Raw genomic sequence first — 25,090 nt, 5'->3', positions numbered from 1 at the left:
AAGGGACGATTTGTGTCTGACATAACCCTGTCATGCCGACCTCTCCGGACGATCGGAATGTCGGCCATTGTTGACCCAGTCCCGTTCCGAATCCAGCGAGTCACGCCGCCATGAATGCCAAATAATGGGTGTTTCTACGCTAATGGCGGCAATGCTCCTGATGAGCGACCCTGCGGCGCCGGACGCGGCAGGCACGACCGACGAGTTGATCGCCGTGCCGGTCGTTTCCGTCGTACTGCCCGCAGCAGATGCCGAATCCACATCGTCGCCGGGGCAAGCCACGGTATCGCCGGGGCAAGCCACGGTTCCGCCGACTCCGCCTGCTCCTCAGGTGACCAGCGGCGCAACCGAGCGAACCGAACAGGAAAAAGCGGAAGATGCTGAGATCATCGTCCGCGCCAGGCCACGTCCACCCCGCGAGGATCCTCTTCAGGAAGTGAACCTGAAGACATATGCCGTCGTACAGACGGCTGACAAGCTGGTCGTCGCACCTGCGGCCAAGGCCTATTCCAAAATAATTCCGTCGTTTCTCCGCTCAGGATTACGTCACTTTTTCAATAATTTGAACGAACCAATCGTTTTTTTAAATTATCTCCTGCAGCACAAGATAGGAAAAGCCTTCGAAACGGTTGGGCGCTTCGGAGTCAATTCTACGCTCGGCATCGCCGGCGTAGTTGACGTAGCGAAGAAGGCACCTTTCAAGCTGCCCAAAAGGCGCAACAGCTTTGCCAACACGATGGGTTTCTATGGCGTAAAGCCAGGGCCCTTTCTCTTCCTTCCGCTCGTCGGACCGACGACGGTGCGCGATCTAGTAGGCCTTTCGGTGGACAGGCTGATATTACCCGCGACGGTCGGAAAGCCCTTTAATCGCGTCTGGTATACGTTGCCCGCCACGATCATCGGAACGTTGGACTACCGGGTCGAATTCGACGAAAAGCTGCAATCGTTTCGCGATTCGCCGGACCCATATGCAGCGTCCCGCGCATCCTACCTCCAGTCCAGGCAGGCGGAAATCGACGCGCTGCATGTTCACGGCCATCGCCAGGTGAAGCCGGAGGCGCAATCGGACAAGCCTGCAGAGCCGCCTCTCCCGGATGGCGCCAAATGACCGTTGACGGGTCGTCGCCTGTGACACCCGACGCACAGAACTCCGATGGAAATGAACGCCTCCATCGCGGCGCGCTGGCCGTAGGCGGCGGATTCGCCATCAAGTTCGGGGCGCGCCTGTCGTTCCTGCTGGTGGCCGCCGTACTGTATGGCGCCACGCTCTATGGCGCTTACAGTGTCGCGCTCGCTGTCGTTGAGGTTGCCGTCACGATCGGCGGTGCGGGCATGAAGACCATGCTTTTCCAGATTCTGGAAAATAAGGAGCATTCGACCTCGCCAGGGGACCGTCTGCTCGAAACGGGCCTGATCGTCGTCAGTGTCAGCCTGTTGGTCAGTGCGCTGATTGTCTCCTGCATATTGCTCCTGCCAGGGCTGGGACTTGTTGGATGGACCCTTATCTGGATGGCACCGGTCATCATCGGGCAAGCGCTGCTGGATCTCCTGCTCGCGGCCACACGCTGGCAGGGGCTTGTCCGCTATGAGGTGCTCTGCAGAAGCATCATCGAACCCTATGTGGCCGTTCTGGTATCCGTGGCCGCCTTCTGGTTTGGTGCACCGCAATTCGGCCTTGTGACGGGCTATGCCGCCGGCACGCTTGCGGCAATGGTTTTTGCACTGTCAGGGGTGCTGCGGAGCTTTGACATGCGAGGCGCGACCCTAAGGTCGTCCGGTTTTCAGCAGTTGTTCAGCACGATGCGCCGCAACGGTTGGGTAACGGCGACGGATTGCGTCACCGCGCTTGCAGAGCGGGTAGACCTTTACATCGTGGGCTTGATGCTGGGCGAGGCACCCGCAGGCATCTACGGTGTGGCACGGCAGGTTTGCACCCCCCTTCGGCAGGTGCGCCAGTCATTTGACGCCCTGTTGACGCCCATCGTTGCGCGGGAAGTAGGACTTTTCGGCCTCGATCGCGCGATGCGCACCATTGCCGGCGTGAGCAGGAAGATATTGGATTTGCAGTTGCCGACCTTCCTGTTGATCGCCGGCATGGGAGCGGCGATCCTGCACCTGCTTGGCGGCTCCTATCCTGCCGCCTATGCTCCGCTGCTGATCCTGTGCCTTGCCGAGATTCTGCAGGCCAGCTTCGGCATTGCCGATCTACTGTTTGCGTATCGCGCACCGGGGCACGGGCTTGCGATCACGGTTGCAGGCACAGCCATCGGCATGGTGGCATCCCTCCTCCTCGCGCGCTTCGGGATGGTCGGCATCGCCTTGGGGCTGTTGCTGGGCTATAGTGCCAAGGCATTGATCCGGCGAAGAATGATCCGTTCACACTTCGCCGTTTCCTCCCCGCTACGGCCGCTGATCCCGACAGCCCTCGCTTTCGCTGCTGGCGGAGCTGTGATCCTGGTAGCGGTCGCCAGCTTTGATCTGACATCGATAGTGCCTGCTATTGTCGCCACGGCTGCTGCGGGGGCTATTTTCTTCGCGACGAGAAAATTCGCTGAACGCGGATTCCATCTTCAGATGGCCTGAGGCGTGGATGAACGTGCTCGCTTCCATCTTGGGGGCCGGTGAGAGGTACCCATCCGGTGAGTACCGCGCCGGAATCGCTGAGGATTGCGGGCCCGAGGTAACAACGATCGCGGAAGGCTGAGGCGTAGGGTGAAAGGCTTACCATCCTGAAAACGGACGGTACGGCGCCGGTAGTAGACGGCGCCTCGGCGCTCTACATTCTGGATGGCAGGCAACGGCATCTCGACAGGGAGTCGCGAAACCCACCGGCGCAATCCAGCGGGTGCGAAGGATGTTTCGCCGTTATTTCAATGGCTTAGGAGAAAACTGGCTGGGGCGGGAGGATTCGAACCTCCGAATGACGGTACCAAAAACCGTTGCCTTACCACTTGGCGACGCCCCAACGGGAAGCGGGCTTATAGAGCCTCAGAACAGACGTTCAAGCCATCCGTGCGGGTCTTCCACCGTTCCGCGCTGGATTCCCACCAGCTGCTCGCGCAGCCGTTCGGTCAGCAGACCCGGACCGCCATTGCCGATCTGGAACTCGAAGCCGGTGCCGCGCACCGCACCGATCGGCGTCACCACCGCGGCGGTGCCGCAGGCGAACGCCTCGCGCAGGCGGCCGCTCTTGGCGTCGTCGCGCCACTGGTCGATCGAATAGCGTTCCTCGCGGACCTCCACACCGGCGTCGCGCGCCAGCGTGATCAGCGATTCGCGGGTGATGCCCGGCAGGATCGTGCCGGACAGCGGCGGGGTGGAGATCGACCCGTCTTCGAAAACGAAGAACACGTTCATGCCGCCGAGCTCCTCGACATAGCGGTTCTCGACCGCATCGAGGAAGACCACCTGGTCGCAGCCCTGGCGGATCGCCTCGGCCTGGGCGACCAAACTGCCGGCATAGTTGCCGCCGCACTTGGCAGCACCCGTGCCGCCCGGCGCCGCGCGGGTATAGTGATCGGACACCCAGAGCGTCACCGAAGGCGCGCCGCCCTTGAAATAAGCGCCTGCGGGCGAGGCGATGACGAGGTAGAGATATTCGCTCGCCGGCTTCACGCCGAGGAAGGTCTCGCTCGCGAACATGAAGGGGCGCAGATACAGCGAGGCGCCCTCGCCTTCCGGAATCCAGTCGCGGTCCGCCTGGACCAGCGCGCGGATCGAAGAAAGGAACAGATCCTCCGGCAGCGGCGCCATCGCCATGCGCTCGGCCGATTCGCGGAAGCGGCGGGCATTTTCCTGGGGGCGGAACAGCCCCGCGCCGCCATCGGGCAGGCGATAGGCCTTGAGGCCTTCGAAAATCTCCTGCGCATAATGGAGCACCGCGCAGGCGGGATCGATCTGGAGCGGCGCATAGGGCACGATGCGCGCATCGTGCCAGCCCTTGTCCACCGAATAGCGGATCACCGCCATGTGATCGGTAAAGGTCTTGCCGAAGCCAGGGTTCGCGAGGATCGCCGCACGCGCGTCGCGGTCACGCGGGTTGGTGTGGGCCTCGAATTCGAAATCCAGGATCGTCGCGTCTTCCATCACTCGGTCTTTCTCGTCCCCAGAGCCTCGGGTTGCGCAGGACTAGGCGCGGTGGCAGAAACGGTCAACATGGCTGCCCCAATTCCTGCCTCTCCCCTCTTCCTGCGCGAACCCGAAATCCGGCGCGGCATCGAGCTGCTCTATTTCGGCTATTCGCACCTCACCCGCTCGATCGACGACGGGCTGGCGCGCCAGGGGCTGGGTCGGGCGCACCACCGCGCGCTCTATTTCATCGCCCGCAAGCCCGACCTGACGGTGAGCGAGCTGCTGTCGCTGCTGGCGATCACCAAACAGTCGCTGGGGCGGGTGCTGGGGGAGCTGGCCGAGCGCGCGCTGGTGGAGACGCGGGCGGGCACGCGCGACCGGCGGCAACGGCTACTGCGGCTCACCGACGCGGGTGTCAGGCTCGAATCCGAATTGTTCGAGGCACTGCGCGAAAAAATGGCCGGCGCCTATTCAAGCGCCGGCCAGGGAGCCGTCGGGGGATTCTGGGCCGTGCTCGAAGGGCTGATGCCCGAGGACGAGCGCGGCCGGGTGGCGACGCTGGGGCGCTGAAGGCCCCGGCGCTCCGGAAGACCGTCATCCCGGCGGAAGTCGGGATCCATTCGCCGCTCGATCACGGCAGAAGCCGAGATGGAGGCCCCAATGGATTCCGGCTTTCGCCGGAAGGACGGGAAGGTCGTTCAGGCGACCTTGAAGCCTTCCTTGTTCATCGCGAGGGTCAGCGCCTTGTTCTTTTCCTCGCTCAGCTGGGCGCGGAGTTCGGGGAACAGCTGGTCCTCTTCCTCGCGGATGTGCTTTTCCAGCGCGGCGCGGAATTCCTTCACCTTCTCCAGCCACTTGGGCGAGGTGCTCGGCATGTTTTCGAGTTCATAGAGGAACTGCTTCACATAGCCGTGCTCGGCGTTGAGCTCGTCCGCCTGCTCGGCCTTGCCCGCTTCGCGGAGCGCCGGGTAGATGACGTTCTCTTCCTCGATCGCGTGCTTCACCAGCGCATGCTTGATGTGCGCGAGCAGCATGTTACGGCGGATGGTCGCCTTGTCGTCGGTCGCCTCGAGCGTGTCGAACACCTTGAGCACGGCCTTGTGCTCGGCCTTGAGCGCATCGTCCCAGTTTCCGGCGAGCGCGCTGGGCGCCTGCACCGCCGCCTTGCGGCCGAGCATCGCCAGCAGGCCCAGCGCCGCGCCGCCTGCGGCCGCGCCGGCGATCACGCCCAGGCTGGTGCCGCCGCCGGACTTGGCGGTGTTGGTGGCGTTCGTCTTCGAAGTACGCTTCGCGTCGCGTTCGGTCGTCGTAGCCATATCAGCCTCCGTCGATACAAGAGATCGGAGACTTAACCGTCGGGGATACTAGGCGTTCCGTAGACGAACGCGCTATTTGCGCGCTTCGGCCGCCATTTCGGCATTGCGCCGGGCAGAAGCCGCGAGCGTCGCGCGCAGCAGCGTCTTCAAGGCATCGTCGCGGTCGAGCACGTTGAGGCCCTCACGGGTCGAGCCGCCCGGGCTGGCGACGCGGTCCGCCAGCACCGCCGGACTCTCGTCCGCCGCCGCAGCCATCAGGCCGGCGCCTTCGACGGTGGCGAGCGCCAGCCGCTGTGCCTGGTCCGCCGGCAGGCCCAGCGCCGTACCGGCTTCGGCCAGCGCGTCGACGAAGCGGAAGACGAAACCCGGGCCGCAGCCGGCGAGCGCGGTCAGCGCGTCCAGCATCGTCTCGCTCGGCACCCATTCGACGAGGCCGAGCGGCTGCATCAGCGTCTCGGCGGCGGCGCGTGCGTCGGCATCGTCGCTCGGTGTGGTGAGGCCCACCACGCCCTTGCCGATCGCGACCGGCAGGTTCGGCATGGCGCGGACGACCGTGTTCGCGCCGAGCGCTTTGGCCAGCGTGGCGACTTCGACACCGGCGAGGATGGAGACGAGCAACGGCACGCCCGCGACCACCGGCGCCAGCACGGGTGCCACGGCATGGAGCTGCTGCGGCTTCACCGCCAGCACCAGCGCGGTCGGGCACTCGCCTACGGGCGGGGTGGAGACGTGCCGGACGCCCTCGGGCACCGCCGGGCTGCCCGGATCGATGACGGTGATCGCGGCGGGATCGATCCCTGCCCCTGCCCAGCGGCGGAGCATCGCCCCGCCCATATTGCCGGCACCGACCAGCCAGATCCGCTCCAGCAGCGCCATGTCAGGCCTCGCCCTGCGTCTCGATCAGCGCGGCGGCGATCGCCTCGCTCGGCGTCTTGCCGCCCCACAGCACGAACTGGAAGACGGGGTAGAAGCGCTCGCACTCGTCGATCGCGCTTTCCACCAGCAGCTCGGTCTGGGCGAGGGTCAACGATGCGCCCTCGTCGCCGTCGATCAGCGCAGCGTGGCGGAAGAGGAGGATGCCGGTCGAGGACCAGAGCTCGAAATGGCCGATCCACAGCTGTTCGTTGACCAGCCCGATCGTCTCATAGACCGGTCCACGCCGTTCCTCGGGCACGCGCACGTCGGGGAAGCCCATGAACTGCAGCACGCCGTCGTCCTCGCGCCAGATCGCGCGGAGTTCGTACTGGGTCCAGCTGCCCTTCACCTTGGCGACGATCTCGTCGTCCTCGCGCTCATGGGACCAGCCATGCGCGGCGAAATAGGTTTCGAGCATATCGATGGGCGCGGCGGCGTCGCGGTCGAATTCCGCTTCGTCTAGCATGCCCATGTCGTCCCCGGTCGTGTAGCCATGCCCGCTAGTGCCAAGCACGCGGACGGGGCACAAGCTTGCGCCTGCGCCCCGCCGTTTAAAGCTGTGGACAAGGAAAGACCGGCCAGCGTCACGCGTTCCCTTGCGGCGCATCGATCGGCGCGGCGCCGCCGCCGAGTTTGGCTTCCAGCGCATCGAGGCGCGCCTTCAGCGCATCGGCCTCGTCGCGCGCCGCGGCGGCCATCGCCTTTACGGCTTCGAACTCGTCACGGGCGACGAAGTCCAGGCCGCCGATCCACTCGCGAGCGCGTTCGCGCGCACCGGATTCGGCCTCGCGCGCCACGCCGGCGAAGGTGCCGGCGGCGCCGTTCACCATCTTCACCAGATCATCGAACAGGCGGTTGTCGGTCTGCATGTCAAAAAACCTCAGTCAAAGCGTGTCGAGGCCGATGTGGGCGTTCGTGCGCGCCGACGCAATCTTTTCCGCATGCGGATTCAGATCGCGGACCTGCGAAAACAGCACGCTCGCGAAGCACACCCAGGCCAGATAGGGCAGCAGCATCAGCCCGGCGAGCGCGCGGACCCGCCAGAAGGCGACCATCGTCACCGCCACCAGCACCGCAAGCGCGACGATCACGATCAATGCGAGATCGAGCATGTGAAAACGGAAGAAGATCGGCGACCAGGCGAGGTTCACCGCCAGCTGCACCACGAACAGCCCGACCGCCGCCGTCCGCCCACGCGCCCCGCGCGCGCTGAGCACCAGCGCGAGCGCCAGCCCCATCAGCACGTAGAGGATCGTCCAGACAACGGGAAAGGCGATGTTGGGCGGCTGGATCGCCGGTTTGGCGAGCGCCGTGAACCATGGATTCTGGTCCCCGGCGGGCGCAACCAGCGCCGATCCGAAGCCGAGCAGCACCACCAGCGGCACCGTCGCCAGCGCGCGGCGCCAGAAGCCACGGCGCAATTGCGCCTTCGATGCCAGTGCGTTCACCCGATCTCCCCTGTTCTCGTTGTCGGTTCAGCGCCACGGCCTAGGCGATTGTCGAACATCTGCAAAGACGTCCCGGGCGCCGCTGGGGCACGTGCGCGTGACGACCCGAGGCGCATGGACACATGCCCCGGTCCAGTACAACGACAGTGGAACGAAATGAAATCGATGGCAGGACACCTTTCCTGACAGATGTCGATGCTTTCTTCTTGAAACAATGGCGAAGTCACGGCAACTTTCCTTCATGACCTTTCCCGCCCTGCTCCTGTCGCTCGCCGTTCCCGCCGCGCCTGCCCAGGTGCTGCCACCGCCGCCCGACTCGGTCGCGGTGCAGGCGAATGCCGCGCGAAAGCTGTTCCTGATCGAGCCGACCGCCGGTGCGGCGCGCTGCGACGGCGGGCCGGCAGCGCTGGTGCGAGGCGAGGCGCCCTTCCCGGTCGCCGCGCTTGGCAGCGGCGGGACTGCGCCGCTGCCCGTTACCCTCAGCTTCCGGATCGATGCCAGCGGCCGGCCGCTCGCCATCAAGCGAACCGATAGCGCCGAGTGGCGTTCCAGCCGCCTTTACTATTCGGATGGCGACGTGATTCCGGCCTTTGCCGCCTCGCGTTTCGCGCCGGGCGAGCGCAACAACTGCACGATCCGCTTCGAACCGCGAATAGTTGCCGCGAGCGAGGCGCCGTCCCCTGCGGCGATGCGCTATTTCGTCGCACCCCATGCGCGGCTGCCGGGCGAACAGGCATTGTTCCGCCGCTTCCACCCGACCGACACCAACTGCATCGCTGCCGGCACCCCCAAGGTGCGCCTCCGCGCCTACCCCGCCTTCGAGGACATTGCCGTTGCCCCCGGCAGCTGGACCTATGCGATGGCCGCGTTCGACATCGACGCAAAGGGGCGGCCGGTGCACGTGCGGATCATCGGCTCCGACGGAAACGCAGCACTGGATCGCGCGACCGTTCGGGCGGTGGAGCGGTCGCGCTTCGCCCCCGAGGCGCGGCACGGCTGCACCTATCCCTATTATCGTCGCAGCGAAGACACGCTCGCCGCACCCACGCCGCCCGACCAGGCCAGCTTCCGGCCTGCGGGCGCGCAGTGCCCGGGCGGGGATACGGGCTGGACGGGCATGCCGAAACTGCAATTCCCCGCCGGCTTCGCCGAACGACGGATCGAAGGCTGGGCGATCATCGGCTATGACGTGGCGCCCTGGGGACAGACCGGCAATGTCCGCGTGCTCGCCGCCGAGCCGGCTGCGGCCTTTGGCGAGAAGGCACGGGAAATCGTGATGCAGGCGCGCCAGGCGCCTTCGGCAAGCGGGCGTGGCGGATGCATCGACATCGTGCGCTTCGTCATGCCGAAGAAGGACAAGGAGCAGTCGGAAGACGACAGCTGATCGACGCGGCACCGGGAATAGGCCACGGCGCATGCGGGGCCGGGCTCAGGCCGAGTTGCCCCGCACCGCCCCGATCAGGAACTCCACATTGCCTTCGGGCCCGGTGATCGGGCTGCGCGTCACGCCCAGCACCTGCCAGCATCTGCCTTCCAGCCAGGCCGCCACTTCGGCGCAGACCCGCTCGTGCACGGCTGGATCGCGCACTACCCCGCCCTTGCCGACTTCTTCGCGGCCTGCCTCGAACTGCGGCTTGATCAGCGCCGCCAGCCGCGCCTCCGGCCGGGTGAAGCCCAAAGGCACGTCCAGCACCTTGGCCAGGCCGATGAAGCTCGCGTCGCACACCACCAGGTCGATCGGCTCGGGAATATGCGCGGGTGTGAGGATGCGCGCGCTGGTCTGTTCGTGGACCACGACCCGCGCGTCCTGCCGCAGCTTCCAGGCGAGCTGGTTGGTGCCGCTGTCCACCGCATAGACGCGCGCCGCGCCGTTCGTCAGCAGCACGTCGGTGAAGCCCCCGGTCGAGGAGCCGACGTCGATCGCCACGGCGCCGGTCACGTCCCAGCCGAAATGCTCCAGCGCATGGGCGAGCTTGATACCGCCGCGCGACACCCAGGGGTGATCGCGACCGCGCACCTCCAGTGCCGCATCGTCGGCGAGCATCTGGCCCGCCTTCTCGATCTTGCGCTCGCCGGTAAAGGCGAGCCCGGCCATGATGAGCGCCTGGGCCCGCGTGCGGCTTTCGGCGAGCCCGCGGTCGACGAGCAGTTGATCGGCGCGAAGCTTTGCCATGCCGCCCTTTAGGCGCGGCCAACGCCCCGGCGCAACCGCTCCTCCATTCGGCGCAAGGCTTATTGCCCACTAATCCGGTAGGGATTATAGAAGAAGTCCGGCCAGTCCCTCCAAGGACCAAGGAGAGGAACGCAATGACGATCTTTTCGCCGATCGATGATCGCTCGCCGATCATCCTCACCGTCCCCGGCCTCGGCGGCTCCGGGCCGTCGCACTGGCAGACGCTGTGGGAACAGTCCCGCCCGGACACGCACCGAGTCGAACTCGGCATGTGGGACACGCCCCACCGCAACGCCTGGGTGACCAAGCTCGACCAGGCGATCCGCCAGGCGCAGGCACCGGTGGTGCTCGCCGCGCATAGTCTGGGCTGCCTTGCGGTCGCCTGGTGGGCGACGCTCGCCGGCCAGACGTTCGGAACGCCGGTCGCGGGCGCACTGCTGGTTGCCCCGGCCGATGTCGACCGCGACTCGGCACCTGCGGAGTTGCACGCCTTCCGCCCGACGCCGGCAACCTTGCTCCCCTTCCCGAGCGTGGTGGTGGCGAGCAGCGACGATCCCTGGATGTCGATCGACCGGTCCGAGGATCTCGCCCGCGGCTGGGGCAGCCTGTTCGTCGATGCCGGTCCGCAGGGCCACCTCAACGCCGCCAGCGGCATCGGCTGGTGGGAGGAGGGACAGGCGCTGCTCGACCGGCTGCTCGATACCGCCGCCGAGCGCAGCGGAAGCGTGCGGACCACGGCCGAGGCGCGCTCGTTGCTGGCGGTGCATGCCACCGATGCGGCGCAGGCGCATTATCTCGGCAACGCTTCGCCGAAGGCCGCACAAAAGACGATCAAATCGACGCAGGCACACTGGTAAAATGAAGGAGGACGACCTATAATAATCAGCATGGGCATGGTCGGGTGACGTACCCTAGAGCGTCATCCGGCCTACCCTTTCCGCATGCCCTCCGTCTTCACCAGTTCGCCATATAATTGGTGAAGCGCGCTTGCAATTATTGCAATGCTGTACGTGAACGCCCGGGAATCTGCCAAGGGAGGCTCCAGCCGACCGTCGCACCGATCCGGTGTGGCGCTGAAGCCGCCGCCATTTTGCCGATTCACCATGAAATCGCGCCATGATATATTGTACCTCCTGCCCGAGGCGACTATATGGCGGCAATGTCGCTGAGTACTCCCATAGCCCGCTGGTGGGCGGGCCTGGATGGCGCCTTTGATCGCATCGCGATCGGGATCAGCGGATTGTGCCTCATCCACTGTATCGCGACCACCGTTCTCCTCACGCTCCTGTCGACCGCCGGCGGCCTGCTGAACCCCCATATCCATGAATATGGCCTGGCACTGGCGATCGGCTTCGGCATCTATGCGCTCGGCCGCGGCATCCTGCATCACGGCTATATGGCACCCGCGGTGGTCGGCGCCTTCGGGCTGGGCATAATGGGCGGCGCACTGACGCTGCCGCATGGCGGGTTCGAGACCTTCTGGACGCTGGTCGGCGTGTCGCTTGTGGCGCTTGGCCACGACCTCAACCGCCGCGCCACCTATTGAGCCCGGCCCGGCCGCTGCTTGCCGGAACCGACCGCAGCCCCTAGATCGAGACCCATGTCCGCGCATCATCATCACGAACACCAAGGTGCCGATCTCACCAAGGCGGCCCGCACCCGGCTGGAAGAGGCCGGCGAGCAGTGGACGGCGATGCGCGAGCGCGTGTTCGAGGCGCTGGCCGGGTTCGAGAAGCCCGCAAGCGCTTATGACATCGCCGAAGCGGTCTCCAAGGCCGAGGGTCGCCGGGTGGCGGCCAACAGTGTCTACCGCATCCTCGATCTGTTCGTCGGTTCCAATCTGGCCCGCCGGGTGGAAAGCGCGAACGCCTATGTCGCCAATGCCCATCCGGAATGCCTGCACGACTGCATCTTCCTGGTGTGCGACAGCTGCGGCCAGACCACGCATATCGACGACGATTCGATCACCAAGAACGTCCGCTCGGCCGCACGGCATGCCGGATTTTCGCCCGTCCGCCCCGTCATCGAGGTGCGCGGCAAGTGCGGCAAGTGCGACTGACCTGACCAACAGACCGTTCGACTTGAGACTAACACTGCGCTAACAAAGCCCATGGCTGACCTACCCAAGACGCCGCTGCTCGACACGGTCGACACGCCGCAGGACCTCCGGAAGCTCGCCCCCGCCCAGCTGCGCCAGCTGGCCGACGAGCTCCGCGCCGAAACCATCAGTGCGGTGGGTTCCACCGGCGGACATCTCGGCTCCGGCCTCGGCGTCGTCGAGCTGACGGTGGCGATCCACTATGTGTTCAACACCCCCGACGACCGGCTGATCTGGGACGTCGGGCATCAATGCTATCCGCACAAGATTCTAACCGGCCGGCGCGACCGGATCCGCACGATCCGCCAGGGCGGTGGCCTGTCCGGCTTCACCAAGCGCAGCGAGAGCGCGTATGATCCGTTCGGCGCGGCGCACTCGTCGACCTCGATCTCGGCGGCGCTCGGCTTCGCCACGGCGAACAAGCTGAAGGGCGTGCCCGGCAAGGCGATCGCGGTGATCGGCGACGGCGCGATGAGCGCCGGCATGGCCTATGAGGCCATGAACAACGCCGAGGCGGCCGGCAACCGGCTGATCGTGATCCTCAACGACAACGACATGTCGATCGCGCCGCCGGTGGGCGGCCTCTCGGCCTATCTGGCGCGGCTGATCTCCTCGTCCGAATATCTCGGCCTGCGCGAGCTGGCCAAGCGCTTTACCCGCAAGCTCTCCCGCCGCCTGACCGCGGCGGCCGGCAAGGCGGAGGAATTCGCCCGCGGCATGGCGACCGGCGGCACGCTGTTCGAGGAACTGGGCTTCTATTATGTCGGCCCGATCGACGGCCACAATCTCGAGCACCTGATCCCGGTGCTGGAGAATGTGCGCGACGCCGAGGAAGGCCCGATCCTGATCCATGTCGTGACGAAGAAGGGCAAGGGCTATGCCCCGGCCGAAAAGGCGGCGGACAAGTATCACGGCGTCCAGAAGTTCGACGTGATCACCGGCGCCCAGGCCAAGGCACCTCCGGGCCCGCCGGCCTATACCAAGGTCTTCGCCGACGCACTGCTCGCCGAGGCGGAGCGCGATCCGGCCGTCTGCGCGATCACTGCCGCGATGCCCTCCGGCACCGGGCTGGACAAGTTCCAGGCGACCTTCCCCGATCGCACCTTCGATGTCGGCATCGCCGAACAGCACGCCGTCACCTTCGCGGCCGGCCTCGCCGCGCAGGGAATGCGGCCGTTCTGCGCGATCTACTCCACCTTCCTGCAGCGTGCGTACGACCAGGTGGTGCACGATGTCGCGATCCAGAACCTGCCGGTGCGCTTCGCGATCGATCGCGCCGGGCTGGTTGGTGCCGACGGCGCGACCCATGCCGGCAGCTTCGACGTGACCTACCTCGCCAGCCTGCCCAATTTCGTGGTGATGGCGGCCGCAGACGAGGTCGAGCTCGTCCACATGACGCACACCGCCGCGATGCACGACAGCGGCCCGATCGCGCTGCGCTACCCGCGCGGCAACGGCATCGGGCTGGAACTGCCCAAGGTTCCGGAGCGGCTGGAGATCGGCAAGGGTCGCATCGTCCGCGAGGGCAAGAAGGTCGCGATCCTGTCGCTGGGCACCCGCCTTGCCGAGGCACTCAAGGCCGCCGACACGCTCGACGCCAAGGGCCTTTCGACCACCGTCGCCGACCTGCGTTTCGCCAAGCCGCTGGACGAAGACCTGATCCGTCGCCTGCTCACCACGCACGAAGTGGCGGTGACGATCGAGGAAGGTTCGATCGGCGGCCTCGGCGCGCATGTGCTGACGCTCGCCAGCGACACCGGGCTGATCGACGCAGGCCTCAAGCTGCGCACCATGCGCCTGCCCGACGTGTTCCAGGACCAGGACAAGCCCGAGAAGCAATATGACGAAGCGGGCCTCAACGCCGCGCACATCGTCGACACGGCGCTCAAGGCGCTGCGCTACAACGAGGCCGAACTGGCCGACGGGGTGCGGGCGTAAGCATCTAACTCCTCCCCGGCACGGGGAGGGGGACCATTCGCGCCAGCGAATGGTGGAGGGGCCGCGCCGCGAGGCGCGGAACGCTGTCAGCTGAGGGCCACCGCCGCGTGCCGCGGCGGCCCCTCCACCACCGCCTTCGGCGGCGGTCCCCCTCCCCGTTCCGGGGAGGATCTAGGTCCCGCCCCACCTTGAACCTCCAACATGCACATGTTATGTACATGTGCATGGCAACGCAGCTTCCAGAGACCCGCTCCAGCCGTGTCGTCGTGCTGGTATCGCCCGAGGAAAAGCGGCGCATTTCCGCCAATGCGGAAGCCGCCGACATGACGGTCAGCGATTTCATGCGCACCGCCGCCGAACGCTATACCGAACCGACCGAGGCAGAAATGGCGCTGATGCGCGACCTGCTCGCCCAGCTCGAAGCCGCCAATGCCCGTACCGATGCGGCCTTTGCGCAGCTCGACCATGCCCGCGCCGCGGCCGCACAGTTCGACGAAGACGCCTATCGCGCCCAGATGCGCGAGCAGCTGCTGGCCGATTCCTCGATCGACTGGAATGCGCTGTCCACCGCCCTTTCCGGCTGGGCCCGCCAGTGAGCTTCTGGACCGATGCGTTGCGCGCCCTCCAGCAGGTTGCGCTGCTCCAGCACAAGGTCGAGCAGGCGCTGACCACCGCCGAGGAGGCCCGCCGCCACTCGATCGAGACGCGCGAGCGGGTGATCCGCCTCGAAACGCTGATCGACATCGCGATGAAGCGCCAGCCGGGACCGCCGCCTACGCCCCCGGCCCTTCCCGAAAGTCCATCGGCCGGCAGCTAGCACCCGCTTCCCCCACGGCCTACATCGCGGTACGTGCTCAAGATGACCGTTCTGCCCCTCACCGCCCACCCCCGCGCGCTCGCGCACTGGCTGTTCGTCGTCGCCGCGATGATCGTGACGATGGTCGTTGTCGGGGGGATTACCCGGCTGACCGAATCCGGCCTGTCGATCACCGAATGGAAGCCGATTTCCGGCATCCTTCCGCCGCTCAACGACGCGCAGTGGCAGGCCGAGTTCGATCACTACAAGCAGATCGGCCAGTATCAGCAGCTCAACCAGGGCATGACGCTTGCCGGGTTCAAGGGCATCTTCTTCTGGGAATATGTCCATCGCCTGCTCGGGCGGCTGATCGGCATGGTCTTCGCGCTGCCGCTGCTGTGGTTCGCGATCCGGCGCCGGATCCCGCAGGGCTATGGCTGGCGGCTGGTCGCGCTGCTGGCGCTGGGCGGGCTGCAGGGCGCGTTCGGCTGGTGGATGGTCAAGTCCGGCCTCAACCACACGCGCACCTCGGTCAGCCATTTCTGGCTGGCGACGCACCTGATGACCGCGCTGTTCACGCTGGGCGGCATCGTCTGGACGATGCTCGACCTGCGCGCGCTCGCCGCCAACAACGCCGAGCGCCCCGCCCGCCTGACCGGCATCGGCGCGGGCGTGCTGGTGCTGCTGACGATCCAGCTCTTCTACGGCGCACTGGTCGCCGGGCTCGACGCGGGGCTGGTCACCAACCAATGGCCGCTGATGAACGACCGCTTCTTCCCCGGCGTGAGCCAGATCGGTGAGAGCCCGCTCCACGCCGCCCTGTACGATCCGGCGATCGTCCACTTCATCCACCGCTGGTGGGCCTGGGTTGCCGTTGCCGGGCTGATCGTGCTCGCCCGCAAGGCGAAGGCGGCGGGCGATCGCCGTGCCTCGATCGCGATCCATTCGGCCTTCGGCATCCAGATCCTGCTCGGCATCGCGACGGTGATGACCGGGGTGAACCTCCACCTCGCCGCCACCCACCAGCTGGTCGGCGCGCTGCTGGTCTGCGCCACTGTCTGGGGCGCCCACGCGATCGGCCGCGCGCGGTGAGCGACACCGCGCTCCTCTACGTCACCTTCGCCAGCCGCGCCGATGCCGAGCGCGTGGCGGAGACGGTGCTGGCGGAGCGGCTGGCGGCCTGCGTCAATATCCTCGCGCCCTGCACCTCGATCTATCGCTGGCAAGGCGGCATCGAGCGGGGCGAGGAAGTCCCCGCGCTGTTCAAGACCCGCCCCGCCCTCGCCCTGCGCCTGCGCGAACGCATCGCGGCGCTCCATGGCTATGACCTCCCCGTGATCGAGCAATGGCCCGTCGAGGTGGGCAATGCCGTCGCCCGCTGGATCGCCGACGAGACCCGCTGAACCGACGGGTATTATTTTACCCGTCAGCAAACCCACGCATTTCTTGACTTTCGGGGCCCATATCGTCAGAGGGGCATCAATCGCGCTGCCGGCAACGGTGGCGCGAATGCATTTCCTACGCGAAAGGTCACAGGCCATGAAGGCGCTGATGAAGACCACCAAGTCGGCGAAGCCGGCCGAGGTGGAGAAGAAGTGGCACATCGTCGACGCCGAAGGGCTTGTCGTCGGTCGTGCCGCGGTGGTGATCGCCAACGTCCTGCGCGGCAAGCACAAGACCAGCTTCACCCCGCACGTCGATTGCGGTGACAATGTCATCGTCATCAACGCGGACAAGATCCGTTTCACCGGCAAGAAGCTCGGCCAGAAGGTGTACTACAAGCACACCGGCTACGCAGGCGGCATCAAGGGCGTCACCGCTGCCAAGGTTCTCGAGGGCCGCTTCCCGGAGCGCGTTCTGGAGAAGGCCGTGGAGCGCATGATCCCGCGCGGCCCGCTCGGCCGCCAGCAGATGCGCAACCTGCGCATCTTCGCCGGTTCGGAGCATCCGCATGAAGCCCAGAACCCCGAGGTTCTCGACATCGCCGGCATGAGCCGCAAGAACAAGGTGGGTGCATAATGTCTGACAACCGCCAGTCGCTTTCCGACCTGGGTGCAGCGCTCGGCCAGCCGGCCGCCGCGCCGACCGAAGGCCAGGCCGCCGCTCCGGCTGCCGCCGCTGCCGAGGCCTATCTGGCCGGCGAAATCGCCGAGCCGGCCGCCCCGACCATGCCGCTGCGCCCGCAGGAGCTGGACCAGTATGGCCGCGCCTATGCCACCGGCCGTCGTAAGGACGCCGTTGCCCGCGTGTGGCTGAAGCCCGGCACCGGCAAGATCACGATCAACGGTCGTGACCAGGAAATCTATTTCGCGCGTCCGACGCTGCGTCTCGTCATCAACCAGCCGTTCGGTGTCGCCGAGCGTGAGGGCCAGTATGACGTGATCTGCACCGTCAAGGGCGGCGGTCTCTCGGGCCAGGCCGGTGCCGTGAAGCACGGCATCTCGCAGGCGCTGACCAAGTATGAGCCGGTGCTGCGTGCCCCGGTGAAGAAGGCCGGCTTCCTGACCCGCGACAGCCGCGCCGTCGAGCGTAAGAAGTACGGCAAGGCGAAGGCCCGTCGTAGCTTCCAGTTCTCGAAGCGCTAAGCGTCTCGGCTTCGGCCAAGGAACAAGGGGCGGTCCGGCAACGGGCCGCCCTTTTTCGTTGCCGGCACCAGGGCCGGCCAGCATCAGCCCGGAAGTCGACGCTTGCGCGCATCGCACCAGCATCGCGCGGGCACGCGATTGCGAACGGCATCCTGTTGCGCTACCCAAAATGGTGCAGTGCACACGCGCGCCGAGGTCGGTGGAAATCACCCGCCCCGAGCCTTGGCTGCGAGGGAGCCGGTCAATTGCCGTCCAAGATGCTTTCGAGAGGCATTGGTTCCACGGTAACTGCCGCACTGCGCAACCGGTCGATCGCAGTGACGGTTAGACCGGAACCGTAACGATCCCCGTCAATCCGTCATCTTGCACATTGATGAAGATCATCCCGCTCTGGGACAGGCCTTCCTTAAAAATTTCCTTTCCCGTAAAGCTTGGGTGCAACGCGGCACAACCTGCGGGCGGGGAATTCAGACATGCGACGGATATGGACGGCGGCTGCGCTTGGCGCGGCGGGCCTGCTGTCGGCTTGCGACGGCGGCAGCAGCAACATGAATCTGGCGGACAGCCGGATGACCAGCGGACTGGTCGATCTGACCGCCGCCAACGCCGGGCTTTCCCCGGCGCAATCCCAGGTGACGGACGGCATTCGCCTCGCACGGCAAACGACCTTCGGGCCCACGCCGGAGGTTCTGCAGCAGATCTCCAAGCTGGGGACGGAAGGCTGGCTCAACGAGCAGTTCGGCGCACGCGGCAGCACCTATGCCGACCTTGCGGTGGCGCGGCGATCCGATTTTTGCAAGGATGCGACCTGCTCGCACCGCTATTTCAGCCGGACCGCGGTAGCGATGCGCTTCTACGCCAACGCCGTTTCCGCGCCGGACCAGTTGCGCCAGCGGGTGGCGTTCGCGCTGGCGCAGATGATCGTCGCCTCGGAGGCAGAAGTACGTTCGGCCGCCGGCATGGCCGCGTTCAACCAGCTGTTCTTGGACAACGCCTTCGGTAACTACCGCACGCTGCTGAAGGCCGTGACGCTTTCCCCCTATATGGGGCTGTATCTGAACATGGCGGGCAGCAGCAAAGCCGCGCCGTCCGAAAACTACGCCCGCGAACTGCTCCAGCTGTTCTCGATGGGACCCAATCAGCTCTACCCGAATGGAACGCCGCGCCGTGATGCGAGCGGCGGTACCATCCCCAATTACGGGCCCGACGACATTCGCGGCGTCGCGCGTGCGCTCACCGGCTGGGATCGCGCCAAGATCGGCAATGCCTCGATCTACGACACCCAGGCCGGCGACGACGTGAAGCCCATGATCGCCTTGCCGGATCGCTACGACGCCGATGAAAAGCGGTTCCTCGGCACCCGCGTTCCGGCCGGCGCAAGCCCGGCAGCGAGCGTGGATGCCGTGGTGGACGCGGCGTTCAACCACCCCTCCACTGCGCCGTTCGTGTCGCGCCACCTGATCGTCCATCTGGTGACAGCAAATCCCAGCCCCGGCTATGTCGGGCGTGTTGCCGCCGTGTTCGCGAACAACGGCCAAGGCGTCCGCGGCGACCTCAAGGCAGTGGTGCACGCGATCCTCACCGATCCCGAGGCGCGCACTGCCCCGCGCGCCGACCGCGGCAAGCTGAAGGAGCCCGTGCTCGCCATGGTCAGCCTTGCCCGTGCGATCGGGATCACGACGGACGGCTATGCCTTCGCCGGGCGCGACACGGGCCTTGGCCAGCCGGTGATGCGCGCGCCTTCGGTGTTCAATTTCTATCCCATCGACTATCCGCTGCAGGGCAGCAACACCTTGTACAATCCGGCGTCGAAACTGCTCAACAGCAGCACCGTCATGCGCCTGCACAACATGATGTATGACTGGACGGTCCGCACGGAATCCTCGGTGACCGAGTTCAACGCGCCCGTCGGTCTCGGCGCTGCCTCGGGCACCAGGTTCGCCTGGGCGACCTGGGAGTCGTTTGGCGACAATGTGGAAGCGATGATCGCGGCGGTTGATGTGTTGTTGCTAGGCAATAGCATTACGCCAGCCCAGCGCGTCACGCTACGCAACGCCGCGCTGGCCATCACCGACAAGGATGCCCGCACCCGCGCCCGGAAGCGCGCCAAGCTCCTGCTGTACCTCGCCTCCACTAGCCCCAAATTCCTGGTCGACCGGTAAGGAACCGATCCGATGACGCTTTCCCGACGCGATTTCGTCCGGCTGACGGCCGGCACCGGCGCTCTTGCCGCCATGGCGCAGCTCGGCCGCACCGCTGCGATCGCAGCGCCCAGCGGCGGATACCGGGCGATGGTGGGCATCTTCCTCTACGGCGGCAACGACGGATGGAACATGGTGGTGCCCACCGATGCCCGCCACGTCGCCTATGAGGCTGCGCGCGGCGCCATTGCGCTGCCGCGCAACACGCTGACGCCGCTGACGAACAGCAGCTACGCCCTGCACCCTGCGATGGCGGCGCTGCGCCCGATATGGGACGAAGGCGCGCTGTCGCTGGTCCTGAACACCGGCACGCTGTTCGCACCGCTGAACAAGCAGACCTATCAGTCGCGACCCGACCTGCGCCCTGGCAATCTGATGAGTCACGCGGACGAGCAGGCCCATTGGCAGGGCCTTCGTGCCCGGGATACGGCCAGCGACGGGTTTCTCGGCCGGATCGCCGATCGCATGCCGGGCGGCCGCCTGCCCCCCTTGATCTCGCTGAGCGGTTCGACGCTTGCCGTGATCGGGAGGCAGACCGTGCCGCTCGTGGTGCCTGCCTCCGGTCTGCCCAGCCGCATCGGGTATAATGAGCGTGACACCGCGAAAAATCTCGCAGTCGCCGCAATGGCCGCCAGCGAGGACGGGCCGATCATGAGCGCGACCGCCAACACATTGCGCGACACCTTCGATCAGGCCGCGCTGGCCAACAGCCTGTTGTCGGGCCCGAGCAGCGTCAGCCGCTATTTTGTCGACTCTGCCGGCAAGCCGCTGACGAGTGATATTGCGAATCAGTTGCTTGGCGCAGCGCGAATGATCGAGGCGCGCGGCTCCCTCGGGCACAACCGGCAGAGCTTCCTGGTCAGCATGGGCGGGTTCGATTACCACGCAAACCAGATCCAGGCCCGCGCGCCGACGGCGGGCCCGCATGCGGGCCAACTGGGCGTACTTGCCGAGGCAATGGCCGCCTTCCACCGCGCGATGCAGGCCCTTGGCCTTGGCGCGAACGTGACGACCTTCACCATGAGCGACTTCGGCCGCACCTATGCCGGCAACGCCCAGAACGGCACGGACCATGCCTGGGGCAACAACCACCTGGTGATGGGCGGCGATGTCGCCAAGGGCGGCATCTTCGGGACCTATCCCGATCCGGTGCTGGGCGGCGCCGACGACATCACGCGCGAGGGGCGGTTCATCCCCGGCGTGGCGCAGGAGGAATATCTCGGCGCGATCGCACGCTGGCACGGCGTAAGCGATGCGGACATGCCCTATGTCTTCCCGAACTGGTCGACCTGGTCCACCGCGGGGCGGGGTCCGCTGCCGCTGTTCCGGCGCTAGCGCAATTTCCAGTTGACCATTTACGGTCAACGGCTCGGAAAATGCGGCATCCAAACAGCCAGAGCGTCTTCGCCCAGGGTGAAAACGCTTTAAAGGGCGATGCTTGCTTCGCCGAGGAACCGGGCGCGGGTAGAGAAGCTCTCCCCCTCGACGGTGATCTCGTTGAACGAGGGCGGCTGGTCCCGCGTGCGCTCCGAAAGCGTGCCCGCCCCGATCAGCCGCACCGCACGGTCGCCGACCCGGTGCTCGATGTCGAACGGGTCATGGACGTGGCCGCTCAACACCGCATGCGCGCCTGCCTGTGCCAGCGCCTCGAGCGCCCGTCGCCCGCCGCGGGTGCGCGAGGTGGCGCGCGTGCCGGCCTCGACCAGCGGATGATGCGCAGCGACGAACACTAGATCGCCGGTGGGCACCGCCTCCGCCAGCGCCAGCGACTTCTGCAGGGCGTGCGTGCTCACATGGCCCTTCGACCAGTTGGTACGGAACTGGAAGCGTGCGGTGGTCTTCAGCGGCACGATCGACACGCCGCGAATGTCGAGCGGGCGTTCGATCATGCGTTCCAGCGCGCGGTAGCGGCGATAGGGCATGGCCAGCCGGGCCAGGGGGTTGAAATAGGGCAGGTCGTGATTGCCCACTTCCACCGTGACCGGCACGCCCAGCCCCTCCAGCCATTCGGCGGCGGCGGCGAACTCCGTTGCCCGCGCGCGCATGGTCAGGTCGCCGGTCATGATCACTGCCGCGGGCTTCTCCTCCCGCACCCGGGCATCGAACCAGTCGACCGCTTCGCGGTTCTCGCGGCCGAAATGGACGTCGCTGACATGAAAGAAACGGGTCATGCGGCCGGGGCCTCCTGGCGGGTGGCGATGAAGGTTTCGAGGCTCCGCCCCGCGCGAATGGTGGTGCCGGGGGCCAGCGTCTCGGGCTCGCCGTCGAACAGGGCGAGCACCGGCCTGCGCTCGCCCAGCCGCAGCTGTTCGGTGCGCCCCTCGGTGACCGCGCGCGCGGCGACCCAGTCGCCGGTCACCCACTCCCAGCCGAGCTGCGCGATCGATCCCCAGTCACGGGCGTCCACGGCGGCCAGCTCCAGGCCGTCGAGCGCCGGCGTGACGAACACCGCCTGGTAGCGATCGCCAAGTCCCTGCGCGCCGTCGATCCGGATGCCGCGCCGGTGGAAGGTTGCCCGCCACGCGCCCCGCACCGCCCCGAGCAGCCTGCCGAAGCGCCCCTTGCGCACCACCTCGCGCGCGCGGAACCAGCTGGCCGCCGGCCCCAGGATCAGGCCGACAAAGGCGCGGTGCTCGCCGGCAACGATGTAGGGCAGCGCCACACGCCGATCGCAGGCATGCGCGGCGTGGAGGATCTTGTGGGGATCGGTCTCGTCATGCAGCGCCTTGGCGAGCAGGTTCATCGTGCCGCCGGGAAGGATCAGGAACGCCCCTCGCCAGTCCGCCAGCGCCCGCAGCGCCGCGTTGATCGTCCCGTCGCCGGCGAACAGCACCACCGTGTCCACGCCGGCCGCATCGAGCGCAGCGCCCTCCGGCAGCGGATCCGCGGGGAAGCGCGTGCGCCCGGCAAGGGCAAGCCCGCGCTCCTCGAACACCGCTTCCATCGCCTCGCACTTCGCCGCGGAGGTCGTGCCGGAATTCGGGTTGGTGATGAACCAGAGCGTCTGCATAGGCCCTCGTAACGCCCGAGAACCGATTTCGTGGCGTGCGGTCTCAGTAGCGGTACAGGCGCACCCGCTGCACACCGATCGCGTCCGGCGGCAGGCGGACGTGCCGCCCCTGATGCGTCTGGTCGCCGTTCAGCCGGCGCAGGGCCACGAAGCGGCCATCCTCGAACCGGCCTTCGTCGACCTGCTCCAGCCCGGACCGCCCCCCTCCCTTCGCCGGCGCAACCGTCACGGTGATGCCGGTGCCTGCGACGAGATAGTCGTCGCCGCCCATCCACAGGATCATGCCGCCATGCTCCGCCGGCACCTGCGCGGTCGCGGCGGTCCATGGATCGATGAAGCCGACGGTGAAGACATGGTCTCCCAGCGTGACCGTCTGCGGCGCGGCATCGACGGCGCCGTCGAACGTCACCGCCGGGGCGAAGCCTGCGATGCGCCCTTGCGCCTGCGCGCGAACGATCACCGGCATCATGCCGTCCAGCATCGCATAGAGCGCTGCGGTTCGCGCGGCGCCCGGCGCGTCGATCGAATCGATCGAGAACGGGCTGAAGCCGATGCCCTTCAGCGCGCCGAAGACGAAGAATGCATTGGCGGCTGCGCGCGGATCGCCGGCATTGTTGGCCTCCGGCACGAACACCGGATTGCCGGGCAAGGCATAGCGGCGCGCGATCTCGCCGAAATTGGGGAAGTAGATGTCGGGCGCGAGGAAATCGATCGACGGCGCGTTGCGTTTCCACGGCACCAGCAGGTGCACCAGCGGACCGCCAGCGGGATAGTCGCCCGGCTTGCGCCCGGGCCGCCCCTGGGCGCCGTTGACATACATCGGCAGCGGATAGGCGCGCTTGCCCGCCGCCGCGACGGCCTCGGTATAGCGGGCATAGGCCTCGGCGGTGAACGCCTCCTCGCTGCCAGGGTAGCGGGCGAACGCGGCGTCGGCGACCGGCCCGTGCTCGCGGGCGTCGGGCAGGAAGCCGATCTCGTTCTCCACCTGCACCAGGATGACCGTGTGCGTCTCCCCATCGATCTGGCGGAGATGCGCCATCAGCGCGGCGAAAGCCCGCGCATCGGCGTCGCGCGTCGCGGGCGCGAAGGCGGACAGGATCTCCTGCGGCGTGCCGTCGGCGGCCAGCGCACGCGGGAAGCGGCGTGCGTCCCGCTTCACCCAGGCCGGGACATAGGTGGACATCGAGTTCTTCCACGCCCCGAACCACAACAGCCCCAGACGAAGCCCGTGCGCCCGGGCGTCCTCGACCAACCCGTCGACGCTGGCGAAATCATACCGCCCCTCGACCGGCTCGATCAGCTCCCAGCTCACCGGGGCCAGCACGGTGTTGAGGTGCATCGCCCGCAGCCGCGGCCAGGCCGGGGCGAGCCAGGACCGGCTCGATGCCGAGGAATTGCCCAGCTCACCGCCGAGGATCAGGAAGGGCTTGCCGTCGACGATCAGCTGACCGTCACGGACCGCGGGCATCTGCGCACGGACCGGCGCGCTTCCCAGCACCGCCAGCGCCAGCGCCGCCATGGCCGGCCACCACCGCATTCAGCGGCCCCGGAACTGAGGTTCGCGCTTCGCCAGGAAGGCAGAGATCGCCTCGCGGCAATCCTCGGTCTTCGACGCGATGCTCTGGTGATCGGCCTCGATCTCCATCGTCTCCGCCAGCGTGCCGGAGAGCGCCGCCGCCACCTGCTTGCGGATCAGCCCCAGCGCGATGGTGGGCATCGCCGCCAGCTTGCCCGCCAGGCCGTGGGCGACATGCGCCAGCGCGCCATCCTCCACCACCCGCGTCACAAGCCCCGCCTCCAGCGCCTCCTGCGCCGGCATCCGCTCGCCGAGCAGCGCCATCTCCAGCAGCCGCGCCCGTCCTGCAGCCTTCCCGATCAGCCAGGTCGCGCCGGCATCCGGCACCAGGCCGATATTGGCGAAGGCGAGCAGAAGATAGGCCGATTGCGCCATCACGACGATGTCGGCGGCAAGCGCGATCGACGCCCCCGCCCCTGCCGCGGCGCCGTTCACCGCGCAGACGATGGGAATCGGCAGCGCCGCCATGGTCTCGATCACCGGGTTATAGTGCCGCCGCAGCGCCTCGCCCGAATCGCGCATGCCTACGCTGGCGGTCAGGTCCGCACCGGCGCAGAAGGCGCGCCCTTCGCCCGTCAGCAGCACGGCCCGCGCGCCGTCCTCCGCCGCGCGCCGTAGCGTCGCCGCGAGCAGATCGAGCATGTCGGGCGTGAGCGCGTTCAGCCGATCGGGGCGGTTGAGCCGCACGACCGCGACGTCGCCCTCCATGGCAAGCAGAACCGGCGCGTCGGACATCCTCAATTCTCCTTCTGGTTGGTAGAAGGGATGCCCGGACGGCGCGGCGCGCGCAACTCAAAGCGCCTTCAGCACCACCGCCGGATCGGCAAGCGTTGCCGGATCGACGACCATCCGCTCGGTGACCAGCCGCTTGCCCTGGACATAGTCCCGCATGGCGTTGACGCAGTCGAGCGCGATTACCCGGCCCTGCTTCAGATAGATCACCGAAAAGGCGCGGGTCGCCGG

At 66.9% G+C, this 25,090-nt stretch carries 28 protein-coding genes and 1 tRNA gene; 16 read left to right on the top strand and 13 right to left on the bottom strand.

What is annotated here, in order from left to right; translation table 11 throughout:
• Positions 1 to 124 precede the first annotated feature (124 nt).
• On the top strand, positions 125 to 1,108 hold the full coding sequence (locus tag SPI01S_RS11720) for an MlaA family lipoprotein (protein ID WP_084253422.1): 984 nt from the start codon (positions 125 to 127) through the stop codon (positions 1,106 to 1,108).
• Positions 1,105 to 2,583, top strand: a complete 1,479-nt coding sequence (locus SPI01S_RS11715; protein ID WP_066722352.1) for a lipopolysaccharide biosynthesis protein — start codon at positions 1,105 to 1,107, stop codon at positions 2,581 to 2,583. The genes SPI01S_RS11720 and SPI01S_RS11715 overlap by 4 nt, the downstream gene beginning before the upstream one ends.
• A 307-nt stretch (positions 2,584 to 2,890) precedes the next feature.
• Here SPI01S_RS11715 and SPI01S_RS11710 read toward each other — a convergent pair.
• Positions 2,891 to 2,965, bottom strand: a tRNA-Gln gene (locus SPI01S_RS11710).
• Between the two features lie 23 nt (positions 2,966 to 2,988).
• Positions 2,989 to 4,086 carry a branched-chain amino acid aminotransferase gene (locus SPI01S_RS11705; protein WP_066722351.1) on the bottom strand — a complete coding sequence of 366 codons (1,098 nt, stop codon included), beginning with the start codon at positions 4,084 to 4,086 and terminating at the stop codon, positions 2,989 to 2,991.
• Positions 4,087 to 4,155: 69 nt separating this feature from the next.
• Between SPI01S_RS11705 and SPI01S_RS11700 the strand changes: the two genes are divergently transcribed.
• Positions 4,156 to 4,641, top strand: a complete 486-nt coding sequence (locus SPI01S_RS11700) for a MarR family transcriptional regulator (protein ID WP_066722349.1) — start codon at positions 4,156 to 4,158, stop codon at positions 4,639 to 4,641.
• 128 nt (positions 4,642 to 4,769) lie between these two features.
• Here SPI01S_RS11700 and SPI01S_RS11695 read toward each other — a convergent pair whose 3' ends face one another.
• From SPI01S_RS11695 to SPI01S_RS11675, 5 genes are all read right to left on the bottom strand, one after another.
• Positions 4,770 to 5,387 (bottom strand): hemerythrin domain-containing protein, encoded by a 618-nt coding sequence (locus SPI01S_RS11695; RefSeq protein WP_066722347.1) that lies wholly within the window; start codon positions 5,385 to 5,387, stop codon positions 4,770 to 4,772.
• A gap of 72 nt (positions 5,388 to 5,459) precedes the next feature.
• Positions 5,460 to 6,263, bottom strand: a complete 804-nt coding sequence (gene proC / locus SPI01S_RS11690) for a pyrroline-5-carboxylate reductase (protein ID WP_066722345.1) — start codon at positions 6,261 to 6,263, stop codon at positions 5,460 to 5,462.
• Position 6,264: 1 nt separating this feature from the next.
• Positions 6,265 to 6,774: a type III secretion system chaperone family protein gene (locus tag SPI01S_RS11685; RefSeq protein WP_066722343.1), complete on the bottom strand. Its 510-nt coding sequence runs from the start codon at positions 6,772 to 6,774 to the stop codon at positions 6,265 to 6,267.
• A 112-nt stretch (positions 6,775 to 6,886) separates the two neighbouring features.
• Complete coding sequence (locus tag SPI01S_RS11680; RefSeq protein WP_066722341.1) at positions 6,887 to 7,171, bottom strand: accessory factor UbiK family protein; 285 nt, start codon at positions 7,169 to 7,171, stop codon at positions 6,887 to 6,889.
• A 15-nt stretch (positions 7,172 to 7,186) separates the two neighbouring features.
• Positions 7,187 to 7,750, bottom strand: coding sequence for a TspO/MBR family protein (locus SPI01S_RS11675; RefSeq protein ID WP_066722339.1), 564 nt, complete (start codon positions 7,748 to 7,750; stop codon positions 7,187 to 7,189).
• A 241-nt stretch (positions 7,751 to 7,991) separates the two neighbouring features.
• Here SPI01S_RS11675 and SPI01S_RS11670 point away from each other — a divergent pair, with 241 nt between their 5' ends.
• Entirely contained in the window at positions 7,992 to 9,134 is a 1,143-nt protein-coding gene (locus SPI01S_RS11670; protein WP_066722337.1) for a TonB family protein, read from the top strand.
• Positions 9,135 to 9,179: 45 nt separating this feature from the next.
• On the opposite strand, the gene SPI01S_RS11665 is transcribed toward SPI01S_RS11670, so the two are convergent.
• The gene (locus tag SPI01S_RS11665; protein WP_066722335.1) at positions 9,180 to 9,923 is read right to left on the bottom strand and encodes a TlyA family RNA methyltransferase; all 744 of its coding nucleotides are present in this window, start codon (positions 9,921 to 9,923) and stop codon (positions 9,180 to 9,182) included.
• Positions 9,924 to 10,057: 134 nt separating this feature from the next.
• Between SPI01S_RS11665 and SPI01S_RS11660 the strand changes: the two genes are divergently transcribed.
• The 12 genes from SPI01S_RS11660 (at position 10,058) to SPI01S_RS11605 (ending at position 20,876) form a co-directional block, all read left to right on the top strand.
• Positions 10,058 to 10,780, top strand: coding sequence for an RBBP9/YdeN family alpha/beta hydrolase (locus tag SPI01S_RS11660; RefSeq protein ID WP_066722333.1), 723 nt, complete (start codon positions 10,058 to 10,060; stop codon positions 10,778 to 10,780).
• Positions 10,781 to 11,073: 293 nt separating this feature from the next.
• Entirely contained in the window at positions 11,074 to 11,469 is a 396-nt protein-coding gene (locus tag SPI01S_RS11655; RefSeq protein WP_066722331.1) for a MerC domain-containing protein, read from the top strand.
• 54 nt (positions 11,470 to 11,523) lie between these two features.
• Positions 11,524 to 11,982: a Fur family transcriptional regulator gene (locus SPI01S_RS11650; protein WP_066722330.1), complete on the top strand. Its 459-nt coding sequence runs from the start codon at positions 11,524 to 11,526 to the stop codon at positions 11,980 to 11,982.
• 51 nt (positions 11,983 to 12,033) lie between these two features.
• Entirely contained in the window at positions 12,034 to 13,959 is a 1,926-nt protein-coding gene (dxs, locus tag SPI01S_RS11645) for a 1-deoxy-D-xylulose-5-phosphate synthase (RefSeq protein ID WP_066722328.1), read from the top strand.
• A 224-nt stretch (positions 13,960 to 14,183) separates the two neighbouring features.
• Entirely contained in the window at positions 14,184 to 14,555 is a 372-nt protein-coding gene (locus SPI01S_RS11640) for a plasmid mobilization protein (protein WP_066722326.1), read from the top strand.
• Positions 14,552 to 14,776, top strand: a complete 225-nt coding sequence (locus tag SPI01S_RS11635; protein WP_066722324.1) for a hypothetical protein — start codon at positions 14,552 to 14,554, stop codon at positions 14,774 to 14,776. Before SPI01S_RS11640 ends, SPI01S_RS11635 begins: the two co-directional genes overlap by 4 nt.
• A 42-nt stretch (positions 14,777 to 14,818) precedes the next feature.
• Positions 14,819 to 15,847, top strand: a complete 1,029-nt coding sequence (locus SPI01S_RS11630) for a COX15/CtaA family protein (protein ID WP_066722588.1) — start codon at positions 14,819 to 14,821, stop codon at positions 15,845 to 15,847.
• Positions 15,844 to 16,158: a divalent-cation tolerance protein CutA gene (cutA, locus tag SPI01S_RS11625; RefSeq protein ID WP_066722323.1), complete on the top strand. Its 315-nt coding sequence runs from the start codon at positions 15,844 to 15,846 to the stop codon at positions 16,156 to 16,158. The genes SPI01S_RS11630 and cutA overlap by 4 nt, the downstream gene beginning before the upstream one ends.
• 136 nt (positions 16,159 to 16,294) lie before the next feature.
• Entirely contained in the window at positions 16,295 to 16,774 is a 480-nt protein-coding gene (gene rplM, locus SPI01S_RS11620) for a 50S ribosomal protein L13 (RefSeq protein ID WP_084253420.1), read from the top strand.
• Positions 16,774 to 17,340: a 30S ribosomal protein S9 gene (gene rpsI / locus SPI01S_RS11615; RefSeq protein WP_084253419.1), complete on the top strand. Its 567-nt coding sequence runs from the start codon at positions 16,774 to 16,776 to the stop codon at positions 17,338 to 17,340. The genes rplM and rpsI overlap by 1 nt, the downstream gene beginning before the upstream one ends.
• Before the next feature lie 473 nt (positions 17,341 to 17,813).
• The gene (locus tag SPI01S_RS11610) at positions 17,814 to 19,502 is read left to right on the top strand and encodes a DUF1800 domain-containing protein (protein ID WP_066722322.1); all 1,689 of its coding nucleotides are present in this window, start codon (positions 17,814 to 17,816) and stop codon (positions 19,500 to 19,502) included.
• 12 nt (positions 19,503 to 19,514) lie between these two features.
• On the top strand, positions 19,515 to 20,876 hold the full coding sequence (locus tag SPI01S_RS11605) for a DUF1501 domain-containing protein (RefSeq protein WP_066722321.1): 1,362 nt from the start codon (positions 19,515 to 19,517) through the stop codon (positions 20,874 to 20,876).
• Between the two features lie 89 nt (positions 20,877 to 20,965).
• Here the strand turns inward: SPI01S_RS11605 and SPI01S_RS11600 are convergent, their stop codons facing one another.
• From SPI01S_RS11600 to SPI01S_RS21830, 5 genes are all read right to left on the bottom strand, one after another.
• Positions 20,966 to 21,712: a metallophosphoesterase family protein gene (locus tag SPI01S_RS11600; protein ID WP_066722320.1), complete on the bottom strand. Its 747-nt coding sequence runs from the start codon at positions 21,710 to 21,712 to the stop codon at positions 20,966 to 20,968.
• The gene (locus tag SPI01S_RS11595; RefSeq protein ID WP_066722318.1) at positions 21,709 to 22,551 is read right to left on the bottom strand and encodes a diacylglycerol/lipid kinase family protein; all 843 of its coding nucleotides are present in this window, start codon (positions 22,549 to 22,551) and stop codon (positions 21,709 to 21,711) included. The genes SPI01S_RS11600 and SPI01S_RS11595 overlap by 4 nt, the downstream gene beginning before the upstream one ends.
• A gap of 43 nt (positions 22,552 to 22,594) precedes the next feature.
• The gene (locus SPI01S_RS11590; protein ID WP_245653565.1) at positions 22,595 to 24,088 is read right to left on the bottom strand and encodes a DUF5597 domain-containing protein; all 1,494 of its coding nucleotides are present in this window, start codon (positions 24,086 to 24,088) and stop codon (positions 22,595 to 22,597) included.
• The gene (locus SPI01S_RS11585; RefSeq protein ID WP_066722316.1) at positions 24,089 to 24,862 is read right to left on the bottom strand and encodes an enoyl-CoA hydratase-related protein; all 774 of its coding nucleotides are present in this window, start codon (positions 24,860 to 24,862) and stop codon (positions 24,089 to 24,091) included. It abuts the gene before it with no gap.
• 57 nt (positions 24,863 to 24,919) lie between these two features.
• On the bottom strand, positions 24,920 to 25,090 hold a 171-nt coding region (locus SPI01S_RS21830; RefSeq protein ID WP_281179437.1), incomplete at its 5' end, for an oxidoreductase C-terminal domain-containing protein.

Origin of the sequence: Sphingomonas pituitosa NBRC 102491, from assembly GCF_001598435.1 — a bacterium.
Taxonomy (GTDB): domain Bacteria; phylum Pseudomonadota; class Alphaproteobacteria; order Sphingomonadales; family Sphingomonadaceae; genus Sphingomonas; species Sphingomonas pituitosa.
The sequence above is the reverse complement of the archived record's forward strand: the minus strand, read 5'-3'. Positions and strand labels throughout refer to the sequence as shown.

Excerpts from the sequence above, each read along its gene's own strand:
- SPI01S_RS11705 (WP_066722351.1), bottom strand. The coding sequence starts at position 4,086 with ATGGAAGACGCGACGATCCTGGATTTCGAATTCGAGGCCCACACCAAC.
- SPI01S_RS11600 (WP_066722320.1), bottom strand. The coding sequence starts at position 21,712 with ATGACCCGTTTCTTTCATGTCAGCGACGTCCATTTCGGCCGCGAGAAC.
- SPI01S_RS11660 (WP_066722333.1), top strand. The coding sequence starts at position 10,058 with ATGACGATCTTTTCGCCGATCGATGATCGCTCGCCGATCATCCTCACC.
- SPI01S_RS11585 (WP_066722316.1), bottom strand. The coding sequence starts at position 24,862 with ATGTCCGACGCGCCGGTTCTGCTTGCCATGGAGGGCGACGTCGCGGTC.
- SPI01S_RS11685 (WP_066722343.1), bottom strand. The coding sequence starts at position 6,774 with ATGGGCATGCTAGACGAAGCGGAATTCGACCGCGACGCCGCCGCGCCC.
- proC (WP_066722345.1), bottom strand. The coding sequence starts at position 6,263 with ATGGCGCTGCTGGAGCGGATCTGGCTGGTCGGTGCCGGCAATATGGGC.
- SPI01S_RS11680 (WP_066722341.1), bottom strand. The coding sequence starts at position 7,171 with ATGCAGACCGACAACCGCCTGTTCGATGATCTGGTGAAGATGGTGAAC.
- SPI01S_RS11610 (WP_066722322.1), top strand. The coding sequence starts at position 17,814 with ATGCGACGGATATGGACGGCGGCTGCGCTTGGCGCGGCGGGCCTGCTG.
- SPI01S_RS11670 (WP_066722337.1), top strand. The coding sequence starts at position 7,992 with ATGACCTTTCCCGCCCTGCTCCTGTCGCTCGCCGTTCCCGCCGCGCCT.
- rpsI (WP_084253419.1), top strand. The coding sequence starts at position 16,774 with ATGTCTGACAACCGCCAGTCGCTTTCCGACCTGGGTGCAGCGCTCGGC.
- SPI01S_RS11650 (WP_066722330.1), top strand. The coding sequence starts at position 11,524 with ATGTCCGCGCATCATCATCACGAACACCAAGGTGCCGATCTCACCAAG.
- SPI01S_RS11700 (WP_066722349.1), top strand. The coding sequence starts at position 4,156 with ATGGCTGCCCCAATTCCTGCCTCTCCCCTCTTCCTGCGCGAACCCGAA.
- SPI01S_RS11605 (WP_066722321.1), top strand. The coding sequence starts at position 19,515 with ATGACGCTTTCCCGACGCGATTTCGTCCGGCTGACGGCCGGCACCGGC.
- SPI01S_RS11640 (WP_066722326.1), top strand. The coding sequence starts at position 14,184 with ATGGCAACGCAGCTTCCAGAGACCCGCTCCAGCCGTGTCGTCGTGCTG.
- SPI01S_RS11665 (WP_066722335.1), bottom strand. The coding sequence starts at position 9,923 with ATGGCAAAGCTTCGCGCCGATCAACTGCTCGTCGACCGCGGGCTCGCC.
- SPI01S_RS11720 (WP_084253422.1), top strand. The coding sequence starts at position 125 with ATGGGTGTTTCTACGCTAATGGCGGCAATGCTCCTGATGAGCGACCCT.
- SPI01S_RS11695 (WP_066722347.1), bottom strand. The coding sequence starts at position 5,387 with ATGGCTACGACGACCGAACGCGACGCGAAGCGTACTTCGAAGACGAAC.
- SPI01S_RS11655 (WP_066722331.1), top strand. The coding sequence starts at position 11,074 with ATGGCGGCAATGTCGCTGAGTACTCCCATAGCCCGCTGGTGGGCGGGC.
- SPI01S_RS11715 (WP_066722352.1), top strand. The coding sequence starts at position 1,105 with ATGACCGTTGACGGGTCGTCGCCTGTGACACCCGACGCACAGAACTCC.
- SPI01S_RS11630 (WP_066722588.1), top strand. The coding sequence starts at position 14,819 with ATGACCGTTCTGCCCCTCACCGCCCACCCCCGCGCGCTCGCGCACTGG.
- SPI01S_RS11590 (WP_245653565.1), bottom strand. The coding sequence starts at position 24,088 with ATGCGGTGGTGGCCGGCCATGGCGGCGCTGGCGCTGGCGGTGCTGGGA.
- dxs (WP_066722328.1), top strand. The coding sequence starts at position 12,034 with ATGGCTGACCTACCCAAGACGCCGCTGCTCGACACGGTCGACACGCCG.
- SPI01S_RS11595 (WP_066722318.1), bottom strand. The coding sequence starts at position 22,551 with ATGCAGACGCTCTGGTTCATCACCAACCCGAATTCCGGCACGACCTCC.
- rplM (WP_084253420.1), top strand. The coding sequence starts at position 16,295 with ATGAAGGCGCTGATGAAGACCACCAAGTCGGCGAAGCCGGCCGAGGTG.